The organism is Bacteroides stercoris ATCC 43183 (assembly GCF_025147325.1).
In the GTDB taxonomy this organism is placed as follows: domain Bacteria; phylum Bacteroidota; class Bacteroidia; order Bacteroidales; family Bacteroidaceae; genus Bacteroides; species Bacteroides stercoris.
The window spans coordinates 1763746-1783812 of sequence record NZ_CP102262.1 but is presented as its reverse complement, the minus strand read 5'-3'; the positions used below and the strand labels follow the sequence as shown (position 1 = coordinate 1783812).

The 20067-nt window shown below is 50.1% G+C and carries 12 protein-coding genes; 4 read left to right on the top strand and 8 right to left on the bottom strand.

Annotated elements, in window-relative coordinates; genetic code table 11:
* Positions 1-32 precede the first annotated feature (32 nt).
* Positions 33-2804, top strand: a complete 2772-nt coding sequence (gene uvrA / locus NQ565_RS07265) for an excinuclease ABC subunit UvrA (RefSeq protein ID WP_040316290.1) — start codon at positions 33-35, stop codon at positions 2802-2804.
* Between the two features lie 157 nt (positions 2805-2961).
* On the opposite strand, the gene NQ565_RS07260 is transcribed toward uvrA, so the two are convergent.
* Genes NQ565_RS07260 through NQ565_RS07250 form a run of 3 tightly spaced genes read right to left on the bottom strand, consistent with a single transcriptional unit; the run spans position 2962 to position 5122 of the window.
* The gene (locus NQ565_RS07260) at positions 2962-3441 is read right to left on the bottom strand and encodes a hypothetical protein (RefSeq protein ID WP_005657737.1); all 480 of its coding nucleotides are present in this window, start codon (positions 3439-3441) and stop codon (positions 2962-2964) included.
* Positions 3442-3466: 25 nt separating this feature from the next.
* The gene (locus tag NQ565_RS07255) at positions 3467-3691 is read right to left on the bottom strand and encodes a hypothetical protein (RefSeq protein WP_005657740.1); all 225 of its coding nucleotides are present in this window, start codon (positions 3689-3691) and stop codon (positions 3467-3469) included.
* Positions 3692-3706: 15 nt separating this feature from the next.
* Positions 3707-5122 (bottom strand): carbon starvation CstA family protein, encoded by a 1416-nt coding sequence (locus NQ565_RS07250; protein ID WP_005657741.1) that lies wholly within the window; start codon positions 5120-5122, stop codon positions 3707-3709.
* A 200-nt stretch (positions 5123-5322) separates the two neighbouring features.
* On the opposite strand from NQ565_RS07250, the gene NQ565_RS07245 reads away from it, so the two are divergent.
* Positions 5323-6777 carry a glycoside hydrolase family 10 protein gene (locus NQ565_RS07245; RefSeq protein ID WP_050759570.1) on the top strand — a complete coding sequence of 485 codons (1455 nt, stop codon included), beginning with the start codon at positions 5323-5325 and terminating at the stop codon, positions 6775-6777.
* Between the two features lie 197 nt (positions 6778-6974).
* Here NQ565_RS07245 and NQ565_RS07240 read toward each other — a convergent pair whose 3' ends face one another.
* Entirely contained in the window at positions 6975-8153 is a 1179-nt protein-coding gene (locus NQ565_RS07240; protein WP_005657745.1) for a hypothetical protein, read from the bottom strand.
* Positions 8154-8314: 161 nt separating this feature from the next.
* Between NQ565_RS07240 and NQ565_RS07235 the strand changes: the two genes are divergently transcribed.
* Together NQ565_RS07235 and nifJ are read left to right on the top strand one after the other, a co-directional pair.
* A complete protein-coding gene (locus tag NQ565_RS07235) occupies positions 8315-9493 on the top strand; it encodes an ATP-binding protein (RefSeq protein ID WP_016661454.1) in 1179 nt (392 codons plus the stop codon).
* 46 nt (positions 9494-9539) lie between these two features.
* Positions 9540-13097, top strand: a complete 3558-nt coding sequence (nifJ, locus tag NQ565_RS07230) for a pyruvate:ferredoxin (flavodoxin) oxidoreductase (RefSeq protein WP_005657749.1) — start codon at positions 9540-9542, stop codon at positions 13095-13097.
* Positions 13098-13223: 126 nt separating this feature from the next.
* Here nifJ and NQ565_RS07225 read toward each other — a convergent pair whose 3' ends face one another.
* Genes NQ565_RS07225 through NQ565_RS07210 form a run of 4 tightly spaced genes read right to left on the bottom strand, consistent with a single transcriptional unit; the run spans position 13224 to position 19983 of the window.
* Complete coding sequence (locus tag NQ565_RS07225) at positions 13224-15962, bottom strand: hybrid sensor histidine kinase/response regulator transcription factor (RefSeq protein ID WP_074713719.1); 2739 nt, start codon at positions 15960-15962, stop codon at positions 13224-13226.
* 48 nt (positions 15963-16010) lie between these two features.
* A complete protein-coding gene (locus NQ565_RS07220; RefSeq protein WP_016661457.1) occupies positions 16011-16895 on the bottom strand; it encodes a carbohydrate kinase family protein in 885 nt (294 codons plus the stop codon).
* Positions 16896-16949: 54 nt separating this feature from the next.
* Entirely contained in the window at positions 16950-18113 is a 1164-nt protein-coding gene (locus NQ565_RS07215; protein ID WP_005657755.1) for an MFS transporter, read from the bottom strand.
* Positions 18114-18126: 13 nt separating this feature from the next.
* The gene (locus tag NQ565_RS07210; protein ID WP_005657757.1) at positions 18127-19983 is read right to left on the bottom strand and encodes a DUF4980 domain-containing protein; all 1857 of its coding nucleotides are present in this window, start codon (positions 19981-19983) and stop codon (positions 18127-18129) included.
* Between the last annotated feature and the right edge of the window lie 84 nt (positions 19984-20067).

Below are 20067 nucleotides of genomic sequence, written 5' to 3'. Positions count from 1 at the left end.
TCTTTGCAACTCAATTCATTTTCAATCGTCTTATGGCAAAAAATACATCTATCATCATAAAGGGGGCACGCGTCAATAATCTGAAAAATATTGATGTGGAAATTCCCCGCAACAAACTGGTCGTCATAACCGGACTGTCCGGTTCCGGCAAGTCCTCGCTCGCATTCGATACACTCTATGCCGAGGGGCAACGGCGCTATGTGGAAAGCCTCAGCAGTTACGCCCGCCAGTTTTTGGGACGTATGAGTAAGCCCGAATGCGATTTCATCAAGGGTATCCCCCCTGCCATTGCCATTGAGCAGAAAGTAAGCAGCCGCAATCCCCGTTCCACCGTAGGCACTTCTACCGAAATCTACGAATACCTGCGCCTGCTCTATGCCCGTGTGGGACGGACTTTCAGTCCGGTCAGCGGACAGGAGGTAAAGAAACACTCCACCGAGGACATCGTGAACTGCATGCTCCGGCAACCTGAGGGAACACGCTATACCGTGCTCACCCCGATATTGCTCCGCGAAGGACGTACTTTGCAGCAGCAACTGGAAATAGACTTGAAGCAAGGGTTCAACCGACTGGAAGTGAACGGAGAAATGGTGCGCATTGACGAGTATCAGCCTAAAGACGGTGACACCGTATTCCTATTGGTAGACCGCATGACGGTTTCCGGCGAGAAAGATGCCGTCAGCCGCCTCACCGACTCCGCCGAAACCGCCATGTACGAGGGTGACGGAGCCTGCCTGCTGCGTTTCTACCAACCGGACGGCACTACCAGCCTGTACCGTTTCAGTACCAAGTTCGAGGCGGACGGCATCACGTTTGAAGAGCCCAACGACCAGATGTTCTCGTTCAACTCCCCCATCGGCGCATGTCCGGAATGCGAAGGCTTCGGACGTGTCGTGGGCATCGACGAACATCTCGTCATCCCCAACCGCTCCCTTTCCGTATACGACGGCGCCGTGGTGTGCTGGCGCGGCGAGAAAATGGGCGAATGGAAAGACATGGTGATACGCGGTGCGGAGAAAGCCGGATTCCCCATTTTCACTCCCTACTACCAGTTGACAAACGAACAACGCCGCATGCTGTGGGACGGAACCCGCTACTTCGAGGGTATCAATGCTTTCTTTAAAATGTTGCAGGAAAACCAGTACAAGATACAATACCGCGTTATGCTGGCGCGTTATCGCGGCAAAACCCTTTGTCCCAAATGCCACGGTACGAGGCTGAAGCCCGAAGCCGGTTATGTACGGGTGGGCGGACGCAGCATCTCCGAACTGGTAGACCTGCCCATTACCGAACTGAAAGTGTTCTTCGACAACCTGAAGCTGGACAAGCATGATGCCGACATTGCCCGCCGCATCCTTATAGAAATCAACAACCGCATTCGCTTCCTGCTGGATGTAGGCTTGGGATACCTCACCCTGAACCGCCTCAGCAATTCGCTGTCCGGCGGTGAAAGCCAGCGTATCAATCTGGCAACTTCCCTGGGAAGCAGTCTTGTGGGCAGTCTCTACATTCTGGACGAACCGAGCATCGGACTTCACAGCCGCGACACGGACAAGCTGATACACGTCTTGCGCCAACTGCAACAGTTGGGCAATACGGTGGTCGTGGTGGAACATGACGAAGAAATCATCCGGGCCGCCGATTATATCATCGACATCGGTCCCAAGGCCGGACGTCTGGGCGGCGAGGTTGTCTACCAAGGAGACATGAAGGATTTGCAAAAAGACAGCAACAGCTACACCGTGCGTTATCTTCTGGGCGAGGAAACCATTCCCGTGCCCGAAAGCCGTCGCCCGTGGAACCAGTATATTGAAATCACAGGCGCCCGCGAGAACAATCTGAAAGGCGTGGACGTACGCTTTCCGCTCAATGTAATGACCGTAGTCACCGGCGTATCGGGTTCCGGCAAAAGCACACTGGTACGCGATATCTTCTTCCGCGCCCTCAAACGCGAACTGGACGAATGCACCGACCGACCGGGCGAGTTTGCCTCTATCAGCGGAGACCTGCGAAATCTGCGCAACGTAGAGTTTGTAGACCAGAACCCCATCGGCAAGTCCTCGCGTTCCAACCCCGTAACCTACATAAAGGCCTACGACGAAATACGCAAACTTTGGGCAGAGCAACCCCTCGCCAAACAAATGGGCTATACCGCCGGCCATTTCAGCTTCAACAGTGAAGGCGGCCGTTGCGAGGAGTGCAAGGGCGAAGGAACCATCACCGTAGAGATGCAGTTCATGGCGGACCTTGTGCTGGAGTGCGAATCCTGCCACGGCAAACGCTTCAAGGCAGATACGCTGGAAGTGAAATTCCATGATGTCAATATCTACGATGTACTGGAAATGACCGTTAACCAAGCCATTGAATTCTTCACCGCACACGGACAGAAGAAAATCGTGAAACGCCTGCAACCGCTGCAAGATGTGGGGCTGGGATATATCAAACTCGGTCAGTCGTCCTCTACCCTCTCCGGCGGTGAGAACCAGCGCGTAAAACTGGCCTACTACCTCAGTATGGAGAAAGCCGACCCTACGCTATTCATCTTCGACGAGCCTACCACCGGCCTGCACTTCCACGACATCCGCAAACTGCTGGAAGCCTTTGATGCACTGATACGCCGCGGCCATTCCATCGTTATCATCGAGCATAATATGGACGTAGTGAAGTGTGCCGACCATGTTATAGACCTCGGCCCCGAAGGCGGAGACAAAGGCGGCTATATCGTGGCAACCGGTACACCGGAAGAAGTGGCGGCATGTGCGGCAAGCTACACAGGGCAGTTCCTAAGAGAAAAACTACAATAACCAAACGTACAATTCCGTCAGAAACATCCCGTAAGATAGATTAATCCGTCTTACGGGATGTTTTTTCATCCCACGAAACAAAAAATCGTCTCCTAAGACGAAACAAACCATCTTAGGAGACGAAATCAGATATTGTGCAAAAAGAGCTTTTTCTTTTTTAGAAGTAGAAACCGAATCCCACTTTCAGACCGAACTCCGAACGGTCTTTATTTATATCCCAATAAACGGCAGGCTCGATAGTGACCGTACGCGACAGGAAGAAAGCATAACCGCCCTCCATGCCGAAACCGAAACGGGTTTTATCGCCACCGTCCCAGTTGTAACGGTTCAAGTTTACATCAGCTCCCAGAAATACACCAATTTTGTTGAAATAGTAACGTCCGCCCACACCCAACGTATAGACATCCGTTCCGCCGCCTTGCCATGTAGCGCCGGCATCCAGCAGCAAAGCCACGTTATCGATTAAAAAAGCACCGCCCTTGACCTCAAGACCGAAATGAGCCTTATCCGTTTCCGTATTGTAGGAAAAATTAAGCCCGGTAACGGAAGGGTTGACGAACCACTTTCCTTTTTCAAACTGCGCATGGGCAGCCACTGTGCCAATAAGCAGGCATACGATTAATGCAAGTCTTCTCATCTTGTTTTCGTTTTTAAGTGAATAATTATTTTCGTTCTATTTTATCTTCTTCACGGCGCTTACGCTGCAACTCCTCTTTTTTGCGCAGCACCAGCCACAACGCCAGTACGATGACATACGAAGCGATTACGGTTACATATTTCTCCGTATTGCTAATTTCCGTATTGCGCGGCAGGAAATACGCCGCGGTGGCAGAAACATAAATAAGCAGGGCTACGGTCAGCCCGGTAGATTTCTTGAGTTTCTTCATCGGTTTAAGAGTTTTTTAGTCTGTTTGTCTTTTCTTCCATAGCACGAACCATACTAGAGCTATCGCCACACCGGCTGCTCCTATGCCGTAGGATGCCGGATGCGACAGGCCGAAACCTTCGGGCGCTATACAGATATACGTTGTACAGACGCAGGTCATGAAAAGGGCAGGTATCAACGTCAGGAAATACAACTTCCTCGCACGCACCAGATACACTGTGACAGCCCATAGGGTAAAGACGGACAAGGTCTGATTGGCCCATGCAAAGTAACGCCATATCATATCGAAACCGTCCTTATCGCGCAGGCTGTACAGCAACAGTCCGATAGCAGCCAAAAACATCGGTATGCAGATATATAAACGGCGGCGCATCGTTTTTTGTTCCATCCCCAGGAAATCTGCAACGATAAGCCGTGCCGAACGGAAAGCGGTATCGCCGCTGGTAATGGGGGCTGCAATCACACCCAGTATAGCCAGTACGCCTCCGATTGTTCCCAGCCAGTCTTTCGTAATGGCATCCACAATGACGGCGGCATTCGTCTCCGCCATTCCGTTTTCATGGAAGAAGCAAGTAGCGGCGGCAGCCCAGATAAGGGCCACGATGCCTTCGGTAATCATGGCTCCGTAGAATATAGGACGTCCATGGCGCTCGCTCATCATGCAGCGTGCCATCAAGGGGCTTTGCGTGGCATGAAAACCGCTGATAGCCCCGCACGCGATGCTGACAAACATAATGGGAAATACAGGCAGCGCCGAAGCGTTGGGATGGGTATTCTGCAATCCGTCCCATACTTCCGGCAATACCGGATGCTTCACGTAGAGCATAACCAAAATGCCCACCGCCATAAACAGCAGCGCAATGGCAAACAGCGGATATATCTTGCCGATAATCTTATCCACCGGCAGCAAGGTGGCAAGTATATAATAGATAAAGACCACCACAATCCAGAAAACAGTGTCCAGCGTTTCCGGCGTCAGGCTGGCAAGCAGTCCGGCAGGGCCTGCCACAAACACGGCTCCCACAAGTATCATCAGGACAACGGTAAATCCGCGCATCACCTGCTTGGTAGTCACGCCCAGATAACGGCCTATAATCTCCGGCAGGCTCTCGCCCCCGTTGCGCAACGAAAGCATTCCTGCAAAATAGTCGTGCACCGCTCCGGCAAAAATACTTCCGAACACTATCCACAGATAGGATGCCGAACCGAATTTCGCTCCCATGATTGCACCGAAGATAGGTCCCAGGCCTGCGATATTCAGGAACTGTATCATAAAGATTTTCCACGTAGGCAGCGGGATATAGTCCACCCCGTCGGCTTTGGTAATAGCAGGAGTCTTGCGGTCGTCCGGTCCGAATACGTGTTCTATAAAGCGTCCGTAGATGAAATAACCTGCAACCAACGCCAGCAGGCAGAGCGTAAATGTAATCATGGCGTGCTAATGTTTAATATACAGCAAGTGTTAATAATGTATTTTATGTATGCAAATGTAACGGTTTCTAACTAAACTACGCAATTTTATCAGGTGATTTACGTATCTTCGCCGTGAAATATAACAGAAATAAAGAAGTAAAAAGGAATTTGTTTCACCGTAGAGGAGAAATCATCATTTACCGAAAACAAGACAGCAACATGAAGAAATCAAGCCTTATACTATTATATATCTTCTGTCTTCTTCCCCTTGCCGCCCAGCGGCCGCCCAAGCACGAGGTACGTGCCGCATGGGTCACCGCCGTCTACGGACTGGATTGGCCCCGCACCCGCGCCACCACGCCCGAGAGCATCCGCAAGCAGCAGGACGAACTCGTAGAGATACTGGACAAACTGAAAGCCGCCAACTTCAACACCGTACTGTTTCAGACCCGTACGCGGGGCGATGTGCTCTACAAATCGTCCATCGAGCCTTATAACTCCATCCTGACAGGAAAAACCGACGGCAACCCCGGCTACGACCCGCTTGCCTTTGCCGTAGCCGAATGCCACAAACGCGGTATGGAATGCCACGCCTGGATGGTGACCATTCCTTTAGGCAACCGCAAGCATGTCGCCGCCCTCGGCAAGGCATCGGTCACCAAACGCAAACCCGCTATCTGCGTACCTTATAAACGCGAGTATTTCCTCAATCCCGGACATCCGCAGACCAAAGAATACCTGATGAGCCTTGTCCGCGAAGTCGTGGAACGTTACGATGTGGACGGCGTGCATTTCGATTACCTGCGCTACCCCGAACATGCCCTGCGCTTCTCCGACAGCTATACCTATAAGAAGTACGGCAACGGACGCGACCTCGCGCAATGGCGGCGTGACAATATCACGGAAATAGTCCGTTATCTCTATAAAGGCGTCAAGGCGCTGAAGCCCTGGGTAAAGGTGAGCACCTGCCCCGTGGGTAAGTACCGCGACACCGCCCGCTATCCGTCGCGCGGCTGGAATGCGTTCCACACCGTCTATCAGGACGTACAAGGCTGGCTGGGCGAAGGCATACAGGACCAGATATATCCTATGATGTACTTCCGCGGCAACGGCTTCTATCCTTTCGCCCTCGACTGGCAGGAGCAAAGCAACGGCCGGCAGATTATTCCCGGACTGGGCATCTACTTCCTCGACCCCGGCGAAGGCAACTGGACTGTGGACGAAGTGGAACGGCAGATAAACTTCACCCGTGCACACGGCCTGGCGGGCGAAGGCCACTACCGCGTGAAGTACCTTATGGACAATACGCAGGGGTTGTATGACATACTTCAAGAGAACTACTATACCGCCCCCGCCATGCAACCCGCCATGCCGTGGATAGACAATGTGCCGCCAACCGCCCCCACGCAACTCAACGTCGGGAAGCTGGCCGACGGATACTGGAAAATCACCTGGCAAGCCGCCACTGACAACGATAAACGGAATGCGCCGACCTATGTAGTCTACGGTTCCGATACGTATCCCGTAGATACCGCCAACCCGGAAAATATACTGGCGCAACGCATACAGGGAACCGAATACATATATGCCCCTATCCGCCCCTGGAACACCCGGAAATACTTTGCAGTTACCGCCGTAGACCGTTGCGGCAACGAAAGTCCCATCTGCCAATAGGAAACACAAAGGCAATGCGTTTATAGTCAAAAGGATGCATGTACCAAAAGAATTCCTCATTTGGTACGTCTCGTACCTGACTGTGGTACGACGTGTTTCTTACCATGGTAGGACGTGTACCTTAGTAAGGTACTTGACGTACCAAGCGGCAGGTACATCAGGTACCAGCCACTTGAAATATGCATCAACAGCAAGAATCATATCCGGACATACGCTCTGTAACAGCTTTTACCCGTAACGGGCACTAACGGCAAATAACCGGAAGCAAGTCTGCCCTGCTCCACCATTAACGGATAATCGTGCATATCCTGTTCGTGCCGTGCACGCAATGTTTCATTATCGGGAACGTATTCAACAGCAAAACATCCCTTACTGCCGGGAGCCACAAACCTGTCGTAAAACAAGCGGGCTACAACACCCATATTCATACGCATATTTATCTCCACGCAAGGATGTACACGATATCCGTTCTCCTTGTCTGACCGGCAAACCATCATATCCACTCCCAGATAACCGGTATACGTGTTCCCATAGATTGAGGCCAATTCCGCACGCAGCGCTTCGCGTATACCCGTCAACTTCTCAAGGGGCAGACAGCATGCGATACTTTCCTCTATCTGTCCGTCCGATGCAAGCAGATTGCCCGTATAGGCGCCATGCTCATTGGTGGAGAACACGGAATAGCCCGCAAAGCGCACTTCGCCCTGTCCGTCCGAATAGAACTCAAGGGCAAAATCCTTCACCTTATTATATATGGGTTCTGCCGTAAGACACCCCTGCTCTCTCAAAACCCGTTCACACCAATTGGAGACGGGCTTCGTAAACCCATGCAGACACCAGTTCAGCCCCTTTCCGCTACCCGACCAGGGTACTTTGAGCAGGCAGGCGTGCATTGCATTCACCGTGCGTTCACAATCCGCAATATTGTTTAGGAGCGTATGTTCGCCGCAGGTGCATTCGGGATAGCGGTCCGTCATGCGCCGGGTCACCGCCACAGCCTGCAGACGGGAAGAGAGCAGCCTGTATTCCGCAAGAAGCCGGGGAGAAGGCAGTCTGTCTTCACGAACTCCCCCTTTCAGAAAGAACCTGCGGATGGCAGGATTCCAGCCCCACGGCACAATTCGGGCTTCGGCATAATCGGGCAACTCAGGCTCGGTGACCAGTTGCACCTGCAACCCGAAGAGTTCCCGCATCCGCTTCAAGAAATCCGCATTGTAAGCGGAAGGCGCCAGTACCGCACTGCCCGGAGCGGCATACCATATCGGCAGCAAAGCCATGTCCTGCGCCATACGGCGGGCGGAAGCCGGGGCTATGTAGTTCGCTTCGTTATTGGCAAGCGCAAGGTCTGAATCCGGATTGAAAAGATATAGTTCCATCGATTATAGTTCATAATTATTCGGAACTGCAAACTTACAGAGAAAAAGAACAGCATACAAATATATAAAACTTAACTATGAAATAAGATATTTTGCTATCTCTACTTTGCAATTCTATAAAAAAGGCGTATATTTGTCGCCCGATAAACCGAATTTAAAGCATGGAAGCATTTTACCGAACACACGCTTATCTGGTAGAGCATACAAATGCCCCCGTTCGCCGCGACCTCATGGATGAGATTGACTGGAACGACCGTCTTATCGGTATCAAAGGCACCCGAGGCGTAGGCAAGACCACATTCCTGCTGCAATATGCCAAAGAGAAATTCGGTACCGACCGCTCCTGCCTCTTTATCAACATGAACAACTTTTACTTCTCCGGTCACAGCCTGGTGGACTTCGCTTACGAATTCCAGCGCCGCGGCGGAAAGGTATTGTTGATAGACCAGGTGTTCAAGCACCCCGACTGGAGCAAGGAGCTGCGCCTGTGCTACGACCGTTTTCCCAATCTGAAGATTGTATTCACCGGCTCGTCCGTGATGCGCCTGAAAGAGGAAAATCTGGAGTTGCGCGACATTGCGAAAAGTTATAACCTGCGCGGTTTCTCCTTCCGTGAGTATCTGAACCTGCAGACCGACATGAAGTTCCACGCCTACTCACTGGAAGAAATCCTGAGCAACCACGAACAGATAGCCAAAGGCATTCTGTCCAAAGTACGCCCGCTGGACTATTTTCAAGACTATATGCACCACGGCTTCTACCCCTTTTTCCTCGAGAAGCGCAATTTCTCGGAGAATCTGCTGAAGACGATGAACATGATGGTGGAAGTGGACATCCTGCTCATCAAACAAATAGAGCTGAAATATCTGTCAAAGATAAAAAAATTACTATATTTGTTGGCGGTGGACGGCCCGAAAGCGCCTAATGTGAGCCAATTGGCCAACGATATACAGACATCCAGAGCTACGGTGATGAACTACATCAAGTATCTGGCAGATGCACGGCTTATCAACATGGTATATCCCAAAGGAGAAGAATTCCCCAAAAAGCCGTCGAAGATAATGATGCACAATTCCAACCTGATGTACTCCATCTACCCCGTAAAGGTGGAAGAGCAGGATGTGCTGGAAACGTTCTTTGTAAACACCATGTGGAAAGACCACAAAGTGAACAAAGGCGACAAGAACATTTCGTTCATGGTGGACGAAGTGATGCCTTTCAAGATTTGTCAGGAAGGCATGAGGATCAAGAACAATCCGGGAGTGACGTACGCATTGCACAAGGCAGAGATAGGCCGGGGCAATCAGATACCTCTCTGGCTGTTCGGCTTCCTGTATTAGATTTACAGACAAAGAGTTTTTTTTACTTAATAAATTCAATTTAGTTATGACTAAACAGAAGAAATTCATTACTTGTGATGGTAACCAGGCTGCTGCACATATCTCGTATATGTTCTCGGAAGTAGCTGCCATCTATCCTATCACACCCTCTTCTACGATGGCTGAATACGTAGACGAATGGGCTGCCGCAGGTCGTAAAAACATCTTCGGCGAAACAGTATTGGTACAGGAAATGCAATCCGAAGGCGGTGCTGCCGGCGCCGTTCACGGTTCTTTGCAAGCCGGTGCGCTGACTACAACGTACACCGCTTCACAAGGTCTGTTGCTGATGATACCGAACATGTACAAGATTGCCGGTGAATTCCTGCCTTGCGTGTTCCACGTATCCGCACGTACTTTGGCAAGCCATGCGCTGTGTATCTTCGGTGACCACCAGGACGTAATGTCTGCACGTCAGACAGGTTTCGCCATGTTGGCCGAAGGTTCCGTACAGGAAGTTATGGACCTGGCGGGTGTCGCTCACCTTTCTACTATCAAGAGCCGCGTACCGTTCGTTAACTTCTTCGACGGTTTCCGTACTTCTCACGAAATCCAGAAGATTGAAATGCTGGAGAACGAAGACCTCGCTCCGCTTATCGACCAGGAAGCATTGGCTGAATTCCGTGCACGTGCACTGAACCCGATGAACCCGGTTGCCCGCGGTATGGCCGAAAACCCCGACCACTTCTTCCAACACCGCGAATCTTGCAACAACTACTACGAAGCTGTTCCCGCTATCGTAGAGGAATACATGAACGAGATTTCCAAAATCACAGGCCGCAAGTACGGTTTGTTCGATTACTACGGTGCAGAAGATGCAGAACGCGTAATCATCGCTATGGGTTCTGTAACGGAAGCTGCCCGTGAAGCCATCGACTACCTCGTTGCCAACGGCGAAAAGGTTGGTTTGGTTGCCGTTCACTTGTATCGTCCGTTCTCTGCCAAGCACTTCCTGGCTGCCGTTCCCAAGACTGCCAAGAAGATTGCCGTACTCGACCGTACGAAGGAACCGGGTGCTAACGGCGAACCGTTGTACCTCGATGTAAAAGACTGCTTCTACGGCACGGAAAACGCTCCGGTTATCGTAGGCGGCCGTTACGGTCTGGGTTCCAAGGATACCACTCCTGCACAAATCATCGCAGTTTACAAGAACCTGGCTATGCCGATGCCGAAGAACCACTTCACTATCGGTATTGTGGACGACGTTACTTTCACTTCTCTTCCTCAGGAAGAAGAAATCGCATTGGGCGGCGAAGGCATGTTCGAGGCTAAGTTCTACGGTTTGGGAGCCGACGGTACAGTAGGCGCCAACAAGAACTCGGTTAAGATTATCGGTGACAACACCGACAAGCACTGCCAGGCTTACTTCTCTTACGACTCCAAGAAATCAGGCGGTTTCACTTGCTCTCACCTGCGCTTCGGTGACACTCCGATCCGTTCTACATACTTGGTAAACACTCCGAACTTTGTGGCTTGCCACGTTCAGGCTTACCTGCACATGTACGACGTAACCCGCGGTCTGCGCAAGAACGGTTCATTCTTGCTGAACACCATCTGGGAAGGTGAAGAGCTGGCTAAGAACCTGCCTAACAGAGTAAAGAAATACTTTGCACAGAACAATATCTCCGTTTACTACATCAACGCAACTCAGATTGCACAGGAAATCGGTTTGGGCAACCGTACCAACACCATTCTCCAGTCTGCATTCTTCCGTATCACAGGTGTAATTCCTGTAGAACAGGCTGTTGAGCAGATGAAGAAATTCATCGTCAAGTCTTACGGCAAGAAGGGTGAAGACGTAGTAAACAAGAACTACGCAGCCGTAGACCGTGGCGGCGAATACAAGACTCTGGCTATCGACCCGGCATGGGCTAACCTGCCTGATGATGCCAAAGCAGAAAACAACGACCCCGCATTCATCAACGAAGTGGTTCGTCCTATCAATGCACAGGACGGCGACTTGCTGAAGGTATCTGCATTCAAGGGTATCGAAGACGGTACTTGGGAACAAGGTACGGCTAAGTACGAAAAACGCGGTGTGGCAGCTTTCGTTCCCGAATGGAATCCTGAAAACTGTATCCAGTGTAACAAGTGTGCTTACGTTTGTCCTCACGCTTCTATCCGTCCGTTCGTACTCGACGCTGAAGAGCAGAAGGGTGCTGAGTTCTCTCAACTGAAAGCAGTGGGTAAGGCATTCGAAGGCATGACATTCCGTATGCAGGTAGACGTTCTCGACTGTCTGGGTTGCGGTAACTGTGCCGACATCTGTCCGGGCAACCCAAAGAAGGGTGGCAAGGCTCTTACCATGAAGCATCTTGAAAGCCAACTGGCTGAAGCTGCCAACTGGACTTACTGCGTGGAAAACGTGAAGAGCAAACAACACTTGGTTGACATCAAGGCTAACGTGAAGAACTCTCAGTTTGCAACTCCGCTGTTCGAGTTCTCAGGCGCTTGCTCCGGTTGCGGTGAAACTCCGTATGTGAAACTGATTTCCCAGTTGTTCGGTGACCGCGAAATGGTTGCCAACGCTACCGGATGTTCTTCTATCTATTCAGGTTCCGTTCCTTCTACTCCTTATACCAAGAACGAAAAGGGTCACGGTCCTGCTTGGGCTAACTCACTGTTCGAGGACTTCTGTGAATTCGGTCTGGGTATGGAGCTCGCTAACGAAAAGATGCGCGCACGTATCGTGAAGACTATGGAAGAAGCTATCGCAGCAGAAGGTACTCCGGCTGAATACAAGGAAGTATTCCAGGCTTGGATTGAAAACATGTACGATGCAGACAAGACTAAGGAACTGGCTGAAAAGATCATTCCTATGGTAGAAGCTGCCAAGGACAAATGCGATTGCTGCAAGACCATCGCCGGTCTGTCTCAATACCTGGTTAAACGCAGCCAGTGGATCATCGGTGGTGACGGTGCTTCTTACGACATCGGCTACGGCGGTCTCGACCACGTAATCGCCAGCGGCAAGGACGTTAACATCCTCGTTCTGGATACTGAGGTTTACTCCAACACAGGCGGTCAGTCTTCCAAGGCTACTCCGGTAGGCGCTATCGCCAAGTTTGCTGCCGCCGGTAAGCGTGTACGCAAGAAAGACCTCGGTCTGATGGCTACTACTTACGGTTATGTATATGTTGCTCAAATCGCTATGGGTGCCGACCAGGCTCAGACTTTGAAGGCTATCCGCGAAGCAGAGGCATATCCCGGTCCGTCACTCATCATCGCTTACGCTCCGTGTATCAACCACGGTTTGAAGGCTGGTATGGGTAAGAGCCAGGCAGAAGAAGAGAAAGCCGTTAAGTGCGGTTACTGGCACTTGTGGCGTTACAACCCGGCTCTGGAAGCTGAAGGCAAGAATCCGTTCACGCTGGATAGCAAAGAACCGGATTGGTCGGGCTTCCAGGACTTCTTGAAAGGTGAGGTTCGTTACGCATCCGTAATGAAACAATATCCGCAGGAAGCCGAAGAGCTGTTCAAGGCTGCCGAGGAAAACGCTAAATGGCGTTACAACAGCTACAAGCGTCTGTCCAAAGAAAACTGGGGCGCTGAAGTTGCCGAATAATTTCAAGAATTGAAATAATACTTAAATAGAGACTGCTCCGCAAGCCGGATGCAGTCTCTATTCATTTATAAAGGAAAGAATGAATATATTGTGATTGGTTTATTATCCGGATAAGCTGAGGATGTTTTATCCTTTCCGTTTCAGAAAATCCGTGGGGCTCTCACCGAACTGCTCCTTATAGCATTTCGTGAAATAAGACGGTGACGAGAAACCTACCTCATAGGCAATCTCGGCCACAGTCATATCGGAGGCGGCAAGCAAGGAAGCGGCTTTCTTCAAACGCATCCGGCGCAGCAGTTCATTGGGGGAATAGTTTGTGAGCGACTTCAGTTTACGGTAAAGCTGTACACGGCTCATCCCCATATCACGGCCCAAATCCTCAACATTCAGTTCCGGATCTTTCATCTTCTCCCCCACCAGAGTCTTGAAGCGGGTAACGAAGTCCTTGTCAAGTTCGCTGACAGATTCTTTCTCTATCGACTGGTTATCACCGAAAAACTGTTTCAGCTGTTTGTGGTTGGCTATAAGATTTCTGATGCGCGAAAGCAGCAGTTGCGAATTGAAAGGCTTGGATATGTAAGAATCCGCTCCGCCGTCATAGCCTTGAATACGCTGTTCGTCGAGCGAGCAGGCAGTAAGCAGGATAACCGGAATATGGCAAGTCTGCAACTCCCCTTTCAGACGACGGCAGCACTCTATCCCGTCCATGCCGGGCATCATGACATCGGAAACAATCACATCAGGCACGTATTTCATAGCAAGACGAATGCCTGTTGCCCCATCCGCCGCATCCAGCACACGGAATTCCTTAACAAGCAAAGACTTCACATAATGGCGAATATCGGCATTATCATCAATGACAAGCACAATCGGGCAATCTTCTTCCAGAGCCTCATCCCCTGCCTGGATTTCCGCATCCACCAACGTAGACGAAATCTCTTTCTCATCGGCAGCCAATGCCGGTACGGCAGGATGATACTGCGATGTATCCCGCTTCGGAAGAATAACGGTGAAAGTAGTTCCTTTCTCATTACTGTGCGCCATGATATTGCCGCCATGCATTTCCACAAAAGCACGCACCAGGGCAAGACCGATACCAGTACCGGCCTGATGTCCGTCTACCTGATAGAAGCGTTCAAAAATGGCCTCTACATCAGTGGTAGAAATATAGCTGCCCGAATTGAATACCGACAAACGGAAATGGTTGTCTTCCGCTTCGAGGCGTACCACAATCTTTCCATTCTCCTGCGTGTACTTCACCGCATTGGAAAGAAGATTGAAGTAGATACGTTCCATTTTCCCGGCATCCGCCAGCATGCGATAGTCTACTCCGGAAGCCGGTTCAAAGCTGAAAGCGATATGTTTCTTAAGCAGAGCCATACGAAACGAATCATTCCACCCTTTGAAGCTCTCCAGCAAGTCGAACGGTTCAAGATGCAGTTCCATGCGTCCGTTCTCGACCTTGCGGAAATCGAGAATCTGATTGACGAGGCGCAGAAGTATATGTACATTCTTCTTCATCAGCTCCAGCAGTTGATGTGACTGTCCGCTGATAGAACGGTCGGCAAGAAGTTGCTCCACAGGGTCGGAAATCAGGGTTAACGGTGTACGGAAATCATGGGAAACGTTGGTAAAGAACACCAGCTTGGCATGCGTGGCAGCCTCCAGCTCGCGCGACAGTTGTTCCATCTGGTTTTTCTGCTGTTCCAGTTGGTCGCGTTGTTGCTCCAATTGCTCTTTCCGGCGGGAAAGTTCACGGTTCAGCCGGTTCTTTGTACGCAAGGAAAGATAAACGGCAACCAGCAATCCCACAACCAGCAGAAGTACCAGCAGACTGCCGTACAGAACAACCTGCTGCGTGGCATAGCGTGCCAGGTATCGGCTGATTTTCCCGTTCAGGGTTTCAATCTTCTCATCGAGTGAACTGATGTGGGCAGTCTGCATCTTCATGATGGGCGCATTATCACGGTCCACCACCGAAGTGCTCAGAATCGTTTCGCGGGGAAAGTCACGCTTATTCAGAATATCCATCGCAATCTGCATCACACGGTCTCCGCCTGTGGGATAGATAAATGTCGCATCCAATTCGCCCGAAAGCACTTGCTCCACCCCATAGCCTTCGCCGGGGATGGCGTCTGTGCCGACAAAGCGCATACCCTTCTCCCTTTTCCGGCGCATGGCGGCTGCATAGGCGCCGGCAGCCATACGGTCGTTTTGAGCATAGACCACATCAATTTCCGGAAAGCGGGCGAGCAAAGTATCCATTCTTTCTTCCGCCCGCGAACGCAGCCAAGCCCCGTCTTCCTTTGCCAGCAGACGGATGTCCGGACAAGCGGATATGACGCTCATAAATCCTTCATGGCGGTCTATGGCAGGAGTAGAACCCGCCAGTCCCGCAATTTCCACCACCGTACCTTTCCCATGAAGCATATTGGATACATACCTGCCTATCGCCTTGCCTATTTCGTAATTGTCCGCACCGACATAAGCGGTGTACTTTTCGGAAAGGATTCTGCGGTCTACCACAATAACGGGAATACCCCGGTCGTAGGCTTCTTCTACAACCGGGGTTATGGGTTCGGCTTCATTGGGAGCGACTATCAATAAATCCACTCCCGCCTCTATAAAGTGCCGGATATCCTCCGCCTGCCTGGCATTATCATCTTTCACTGTACGTATCTCCACTTCTACGCCATCGTAGAAAAGAGCTTCACGCAACATCTCGTTATTCATCTGGTGACGCCACTCGTCATCGCTGCATTGCGACACTCCGATACGGAAACGTACCTCATGCCGGGAACAGGAAGTCACCATGCCGCCGCATACCGACAGAACAAACAGTAACAGGTAAATATATCGTCTCATCTTCTTTCGCTGGTTTAAGTGATTGCAGATGAGCAAAGATAAGAAAAATTATATTCTGTCTTTCAATATTTGCGGTAATTCCGGCATCGCCCCGCTCTGCGTACATACATAAGCGGAAACTTCCACTGCCAGCTTATGAGCCTCCTGCACCGGTTTGCCGCTAAGAATAGCCGAAGTAAAGGCGGCGGTAAACGAATCGCCTGCGCCTACCGTATCGGCAACGGGCACTCTCGGAGTTTCCTGGAAAGATACAACTCCCGGAGTAAACACATAGCTGCCGTTCGTGCCGCAAGTAAGAATAAGCATTTTCAAATTGTATTTGGCAAGAAGAATCCAGCATTTATCCTGCAAGTCTATACCCGGATAGCCGAATATACGGCTGATTGTCACCAGTTCTTCATCATTTATTTTTAACACGTTGCAACGGCGCATGGAGTCACAAAGAATCTCTTTGGTATAAAATCCCTGACGCAGGTTGATATCGAATATCTTCAACTGTTCCGCACCATCGGGCATGGTATCGAGAAAACGGTTTATCGTAATGCGGCTGGCCTCATTGCGCTGCGCCAAAGAGCCGAAACATACGGCGCGCGTGTTCAGGGCCAAACGTTTCAACTCGTCCGTAAAAGGTATATTGTCCCATGCAACCCCTTCCTTTATTTCATAACAAGGCACCCCCACCGCATCGAGCGTCACCTGCACCGTACCTGTAGGATAAGGTACACGCTCAATCTGTGTACGCAAGCCTTTCTGCGCAAAAACATCCAGTATTTCATCACCGTCGGCATCAATGCCTACTGCACTGACTACACGACTGTCAAAACCGAATTGTGATACATGATAGGCAAAGTTTGCCGGAGCACCGCCGATTTTCTTTCCTTCGGGCAGGCAATCCCAAAGCGCCTCACCCATTCCTACTACAATCTGATTCATGGTAATTAATTTTATAGTTTTACATATTATCATCGTTAAAAAGAACGGAAAAGGTCAGCGTTTGATTTTCATCATATAGAAAAACAAATACAGTACCCCCACCGTCATTACAGCTACCGCACCGCTTTGACCGATAGCATCACTTGCCACACCCATAGCAAGCGGGAATATCGTACCGCCAAACAAACCCATAATCATCAGTCCGCTAACCTCGTTCTTCTTCTGCGGCATTGCCAGCAACGCCTGCGAGAAAATAATCGGGAAGATATTCGAATTGCCGAAACCAATCAGAGCGATACACACATATATCATTGTCATCTCATGAAAAACGAACAGCCCTACCATTGCCACCAACATACATAACACACTGATTCCGAAGAAAGTTCGAGCAGACAGTTTCTGCAAAATAAAGGCTCCGAGAAAGCAGCCTGCCGTACGGAAAATAAAATAAAGACTTGTTGCGAATCCGGCATCGGCAAGCGACATGCCCAAACGTTCCATCAATATCTTGGGTGCAGTGGTATTTGTACCTACATCGATACCCACATGGCACATGATGCCCAAGAAACAAAGCAGTATGAACGGCTTTCCCAACAAAGCAAGACATTCGCCGAAAGTAGAAGGACGCCCTTCTTCCTTTTCCTCATGAATAGATGTAGTGCCCAGCCACAGGATAGCGACAACCGCTATCACCATATAAATGGGAAACAGCACTCGCCAGCCCATCCCCAACGAAGGGATAGCCTGTGTAGCCCCCCACATAGCTATATAAGGAGCGAGGAAAGAAGCGATAGCCTTTACAAACTGTCCGAAAGTCAGCGAGCTTGCCAACCGCTCTCCACTGACGACATTGGAAAGCAGCGGATTGAGCGATGTCTGCATCAGCGCATTGCCGATACCCAACAGCGAAAACGAAATCAGCATCAGCGCATATCCGTCTCCAAAAACCGGCAGCAACAAGGATGCAAAAGTCACGGCCAAACTGAGAAGCACCGTTTTCTTGCGTCCGATGCGGTTCATCAGCATACCCGTGGGCACGGAGAAGATAAGGAACCAGAAGAATACAAGAGAGGGGAATATATTTGCCTGGGAATCGGTCAGGTTCAAATCAGCTTTCACATAGTTGGAAGCGATGCCTACAAGGTCTACAAACCCCATGGCGAAGAAGCAAAGCATCATGGGAAGCAGCTTTGCAAGCGAATTACTATTATTGTTCATAAGATATCGAAATTTAGTTGTTAACTTTTAAAGGATTTACTGTCAGGTCGTTGACTTTGCAACGTCCTTTATCTACAGCAATGGAAATAGTAGTGTAAGGATGCTGCGGAAATACAAGGTTTGTCATGGCAAAACGTCCGTCACCCTCGAAAGCTTCGATGCTGCAACGGTCTATAAACAGACGCAGGCGTTGCTTGGCTTCTGCCGGACACGGAGCTACTGTTATGGCAGGAAAGTCCTTATTGAAATCCGTAAGTCCGCTTGCAGTACGGTCCATGCTGAATGTGGAGTTCTTCAAGTCGTAAATCATTACAGTCTGTTCATCCTTATCATTGGACAACGTAATGTATACTTTATCGGCCGAGCGGGGAGCCAGTTCGAGATTAATCTCACAGATACCGCTGTTTTCGACTGGCAGTTTCCGGGATACCTTCTTTGTTCCGGCGGAGAAAGCGCCGTATTTCAATGCTTTGCCCGTACGCAATGCGTTTACTTCCGGTGCAGGCGTTGCGGCCAGATAAAGTTCGCCGTCACTGCCTTCGTACAATTCGATGTCGCGCGGCAATGTATTGGCGCTACGGAACTGTTTGGTAGGCACGTTGTTGGCATATTGCCAATTGCTCATCCAGGCAACCACGGTATGCCGCTTTTCGGGCGTATTACTCCAGGATACGGCAGCATAATGGTCTTTTCCGTAATCCATCCACTTGGCTACTTCGGGCTTGGTATCGCAAGTAAAGGTTTTCCCGTCAAAATCGCCTACAAAATACTGTGCCGCACTGCCTCCGAAAGGACCGCCGGGATTGATATTGCAAATCAGCACCCATTTGGTACGGTCTGTTCCGCGCACGGGCAATTCCATGAGGTCCGGACATTCCCATACACCCTCCTGCACACCATATCCATGTCCGAAACTGCTCTCCTTTGTCCAGTTCTTTAAATCGGGAGAGGAATATATCCACATTTCCTTTTCCAGTGCAGCCGCCAAAACAAGAATCCATTTGCCGCTCTTTTCGTGCCAGAACATATTCGGGTCGCGGCACTCCTTATCGGCGGCAATGATAGGATTGTTTTCATAAACATGGAAAGTCATTCCATTGTCCAGACTGTATGCAAGGCTCTGTATCTGACTGGCACCGGCTGAAGTATAGATGGCAATGATAGCATCCTTTCCGAAACCTGCCGTATTATCCTTATCAACCACACTGCTACCGCTGAACACAGCGCCCAATCCGTTGGGTTGTATGACTACCGGATGATGCTGCCAGCTTATCAAATCCTTGCTGGATGAATGTCCCCAGTTCATATTGCCCCACATAGAGCCGTAAGGATTATACTGATAATACAGATGATATTCTCCATCTTTATAAAACATACCGTTGGGGTCGTTCATCCAACCATAGACAGGAGTGTGATGATAGAACGGACGGAACACTTCTCGGTTGGCATCATCAAACGTATCGGAAAGTTTCAGTTCTTTCCAGCAGGCATCTGCCATGGCATCGCGTACATTGGTACGGCTGTTGCCGGTATGAATGTCGAAAGTTACCGTCTTACCTTTATACTGCTCCAAAGCAAACGGAACAAGATAGTCGATACGGTTGACAGCCAACCGAACCTGAAAACTTTGATCGGCCTTATTATTCACCAATACATTGACAGTAGCCTCGGGAGCAGCCTCTTCCACCGGCAACAAAAGGTATTTCTGCGGTTCCTGTACCTGTACCAAACTGTGGTTTGCACCCAGATAATGGATTTTCAGCCCGGCATACTGTGCCCTACAAATACCAATACTCATTATTACAATAAGAAAAGTTACAATAATCTTTCCCCAAAAAGGAGAAAGTATTCTATGAAAGTAATGCTTCATTTTCAAAATCAGGTATTAAATTTAATGTTTACTTTATGAACTCACTCAATGCTCGGGAAAGCACATTGCAAAGAAAAGGAATAA